The organism is Marinobacterium sedimentorum (assembly GCF_024267675.1).
Taxonomy (GTDB): domain Bacteria; phylum Pseudomonadota; class Gammaproteobacteria; order Pseudomonadales; family Balneatricaceae; genus Marinobacterium_A; species Marinobacterium_A sedimentorum.
This window is the reverse complement of record NZ_JALDYX010000127.1, coordinates 1-257: the sequence shown is the minus strand read 5'-3', so window position 1 is coordinate 257 and position 257 is coordinate 1. Positions and strand designations below refer to the sequence as shown.

Here is a 257-nt window from a genome sequence, read left to right as displayed (position 1 = left end):
TCCATTCCATTCCATTCCATTCCCTTCCATTCTATTCCATTCCATTGCAATCGAGTTGAATCCATTGCATTTCATTCCATTCCATTCCATTCCATTCCATTCCATTCCGGATGATTCCATTCCATTGCATTCCGTTCCATTAGATTCCCCTGCACTCGCGTTGATTCCATTCCATTCCATTCCATTCCATTCCACTCCATTCCATTCCATTCCATTCCATTCCATTCCATTCCATTCCATTCTATTCGGGTTAATTT

1 protein-coding gene is annotated in these 257 nt (G+C 41.2%); it reads right to left on the bottom strand.

Going from position 1 to position 257, the window contains the following annotated elements; all coding sequences use genetic code 11:
- A partial coding sequence (locus tag MRS74_RS24385) for a hypothetical protein (RefSeq protein WP_254582728.1) occupies window positions 1–225 on the bottom strand: 225 nt, incomplete at its 3' end.
- Window positions 226–257 lie beyond the last annotated feature (32 nt).